General features: G+C 37.9%; 4 protein-coding genes. All 4 read left to right on the top strand.

Going from position 1 to position 3543, the window contains the following annotated elements; all coding sequences use genetic code 11:
* Nucleotides 1-500: 500 nt before the first annotated feature.
* The 4 genes from A3KS_RS0117085 (at nucleotide 501) to A3KS_RS0117070 (ending at nucleotide 3519) form a co-directional block, all read left to right on the top strand.
* Nucleotides 501-1940, top strand: coding sequence for an RNA/DNA-binding domain-containing protein (locus A3KS_RS0117085; RefSeq protein ID WP_026395921.1), 1440 nt, complete (start codon nucleotides 501-503; stop codon nucleotides 1938-1940).
* A gap of 109 nt (nucleotides 1941-2049) precedes the next feature.
* The gene (locus A3KS_RS0117080; protein WP_026395920.1) at nucleotides 2050-2511 is read left to right on the top strand and encodes a DUF3990 domain-containing protein; all 462 of its coding nucleotides are present in this window, start codon (nucleotides 2050-2052) and stop codon (nucleotides 2509-2511) included.
* Nucleotides 2508-2966, top strand: a complete 459-nt coding sequence (locus A3KS_RS0117075) for a hypothetical protein (RefSeq protein WP_035356675.1) — start codon at nucleotides 2508-2510, stop codon at nucleotides 2964-2966. The genes A3KS_RS0117080 and A3KS_RS0117075 overlap by 4 nt, the downstream gene beginning before the upstream one ends.
* A 259-nt stretch (nucleotides 2967-3225) precedes the next feature.
* Nucleotides 3226-3519 carry an AlbA family DNA-binding domain-containing protein gene (locus A3KS_RS0117070; RefSeq protein WP_026395918.1) on the top strand — a complete coding sequence of 98 codons (294 nt, stop codon included), beginning with the start codon at nucleotides 3226-3228 and terminating at the stop codon, nucleotides 3517-3519.
* Nucleotides 3520-3543 lie beyond the last annotated feature (24 nt).

Genomic DNA, 3543 nt, shown 5'->3' with positions numbered 1-3543 from the left:
AATGAAGAAGCATTTCAATTGATTAAGTCAGGATCAAGACAAAGATGCTTAAGTGACGATAAGATTTCTTATGTCAAAGCGGCGGTGGAACAGGGCTACACCTTTAAAGAAATTGGTAAGAATATTGGGATATCCGCTGTAGCTGCCAATAAAATGTTAATAAGATGACTAATAGGGGGAGAAAGTGCCGGACACCTACTTATCCAGATGATTTTCCAATACCAAGCTGTTTGATTCAACGTATAAGTAAAAGTAGTGTAAAAGTAGTGCCTGACACCAACTTATAAAAGTAGTGCCTTTAAAAGTAGTGCCTGACACCAACTTATATATTTACATCTAGCGAGCAGCGGTGTATACCGGTTATCAACACTTCAAAGCATTTCCTTGTAGGAAGGTGCGGTTTAAGAAAATTATGGTCAACAATGTTTTATGTTTACATTTTAGTTATTTGAGGTTACGGTTTCGATGAAGATTTATAAAAATGGTAGGTAATTAATGGCATGAAAATTGAAAAAATTAATGAAATGATCAGCGGTGGTGAAAGCATAACGGTTGAGTTTAAGCAGAGCAAGACAAAGTTAAATCGAGATGTTTTTGAATCAGTCTGTGCTTTTTTAAATAGAAATGGTGGTCATTTATTTCTTGGTGTTAATGATTCGGGGTGCATTGTAGGGATTGATCCAGAAGAAATCGATAAGATGAAGAAGGATTTTATTACGTCAATGAATAATCCCCTGAAAATTAGTCCAACCTTTTATTTATCTGTTGAAGAAGTCGTAATTGATGAAAAAATCATTTTTTATATCTTTGTGCCTGAGAGTTCACAAGTTCATCGCTGCAACGGGAAAATATATGATCGAAATGAAGATGGGGATATCGACATAACCGATAACACAAATCTCGTTTCTTGGATGTATATTAGAAAGCAGGGGAGTTATACAGAAAATCGCATCTTCCCATTTGCGGAACTATCGGAGTTGGAAAATGATGTATTTACTATAGTTAGAAAAATGGCGGTAAGTCAACGACCTGATCATCCGTGGAAAATGATGGACAATTTAGAGTTGTTAAAAAGCGCAGGATTGTATCTTAAAGACTTGCAAAGTGGAAATGAAGGGATAACGTTAGCTGGCATTCTCCTTTTTGGTAATGAGCAACTCATTCAAGCAGCTCTGCCTCATTATCGAACTGATGCAATTCTTCGTAGAGAAGACACAGATCGTTATGACGATCGGGATGATATTCGAACGAATCTAATTAATAGCTATGAACGTTTAATGCAATTTGTTGCGAAACATTTGAATGATAAATTTTATCTGGAGAAAGATCAGAGAATAAATATAAGGGATAAGATTTTCAGAGAAGTGGCTTCCAATATCTTGATACACAGGGAATTTGCGAATCCATTTCCGGCAAAGTTTATCATCGAGAACGAAAGAGTTTATGCAGAAAACAGCAATAAAGCGCATGGACACGGCATTATTGATCCAAATAACTATTCGCCATTCCCAAAGAATCCGACAATAGCTAAGGTTTTTAAAGAAATCGGGTTTGTTGATGAGTTGGGATCTGGTGTTAGAAATATTTTCAAGTACAATAGAATTTATTCAGGTGCAGAACCGGTCTTTATCGAAGGGGATGTGTTTAAGACGGTTATCCCATTAACCCCGCAAGCTACCCCGCAAGCTACCCCGCAAGCTACCCCGCAAGCTACCCCGCAAGATGATAGAACTGCTGAACTGTTAAATTTTTGCAAGTCGCCCAAAAGCAGGCAAGAAATTCAAGATTTTCTTGAAATAAAAGATAGAGAATATTTTAGGAAGAAGATACTAAATCCATTAATAAACGGAGGTTTATTAAAACTGACAAAGCCTGAAACGCCGAAAAGTCCCAATCAGAAATATTACACAAATGGAAGTATTGGTGTTGGTGCCAGATGAAGGAAGCGTCGAGGGAAACTAAGGATTAAATTTGAGGATTTGATTGACTTACGGATATAATCAATGAGATTCCAACCACTAAAAAATCTTATAGAAAGGTATTTCTGATATGGGCAAAATGACGGTTTACCACGGTGGCGATACGATCATTGAGAATCCAAAGATTATAAAAGGTAAAAACACAAAGGATTTTGGTTATGGATTTTACTGCACAATTATCCGGGAACAGGCGGAACGTTGGGCAAAGCGTTATGATCGACCAGTAGTAAGTGTTTATACCGTTCGAATGAATACCGGCCTCAATATTCTTGAATTTAGGGAAATGACGGATGCATGGCTAGATTTTATAATCGATTGCCGCAACGGAACAGCACATAACTATGACATCGTGATTGGTGCAATGGCAAACGACCAGATATATAATTATATTGCTGACTATGTCGATGGTATTATTACCCGTGACCAGTTCTGGTCATTGGCAAGGTTTAAATATCCGACCCACCAAATCAATTTCTGTTCGAATGAAGCACTGAAATGTCTGGAATTCGTATCGGCAGAGGAGGTTTCATGATGATTGGAAGGGAAAGCCAACAAGCAAACAATTTGTTTTTTACGTGTAGCCTGATTGAATATATTGCCAGAAAAACCAAAAACAAACGGTCCGATACTGTCGATGGGCTTGGGCGAGCTGCAATTGAAAAGATTTATGATTTGGCAGATATTTATCACAGTGACAATATCGAAACCGTCAGTGATGATTTCATTGAGAAATCGGGTCTCGCAGTCGGCTCCTACGACAATGTTTCGGCCGCTAAATATGCAGTGCCAAGCTATTGGGATATTGGCAAGGTGTATAAACGACTGATTCTTGGCATCGCAGCAAAAAAAAATCTACCCATTGTGGAGGCCCTATTTGAAGCCTATCATTCCTTCGTGAGTGAAAAAATTGATGATTATAATAGCAGTTTCTACTATGAAGCCCCCCAAAACATTCTGAACGCTTTTCTGGATGGGGAAATTGAATAAATGTGTGCCTGAGATGCCAGACACCAACTTATAAACTCAAAGATAGGCATCTAGCAAGTGGTGGTGTATACTAAGGCCAAGATGTTGTTTCTGCGGCGAAAGATCGACCAAGTTTATACCAGTCTTTTTGCCACCAGAACCGGTTATGAGTACCGCTTAATCTGGAGTTTTGCTCAGTGTCGAGAAATTCTTCAGGTGAGATAATTGATTTTACGAAAGTCTAACTAAAATGGAGTTAATTGTAAAGAGGGGTTTAATAATGGGCGAACTAAAAGAAAAAAAAACAATTGAGTTCAAGCAGGAGTTTACACCCTCATTTTTAAAGACCGTCAGTGCATTTGCAAACTATGGTGATGGTGAAATAATTTTTGGGATTAGTGATGATGGTGAGCTTGTTGGCATAAAAAATATTGATCAGCTTAAGTTAGCGATTGAGAATGCGATTAATGATACAATTGAACCAAGGCCAATCTACGAGAGATGGTGCCTGACACTATCTTGCAAACTTGTTTGTATATTGCCATTGATATGGTATAATAGCTCTAGTGGATGAAGCCAATTATTAATTATGCTGATG

This window comes from Acetobacterium malicum subsp. dehalogenans DSM 11527, assembly GCF_000472665.1.
GTDB classification, from domain to species: Bacteria; Bacillota; Clostridia; order Eubacteriales; family Eubacteriaceae; genus Acetobacterium; species Acetobacterium malicum.
The sequence above is the reverse complement of the archived record's forward strand: the minus strand, read 5'-3'. Positions and strand labels throughout refer to the sequence as shown.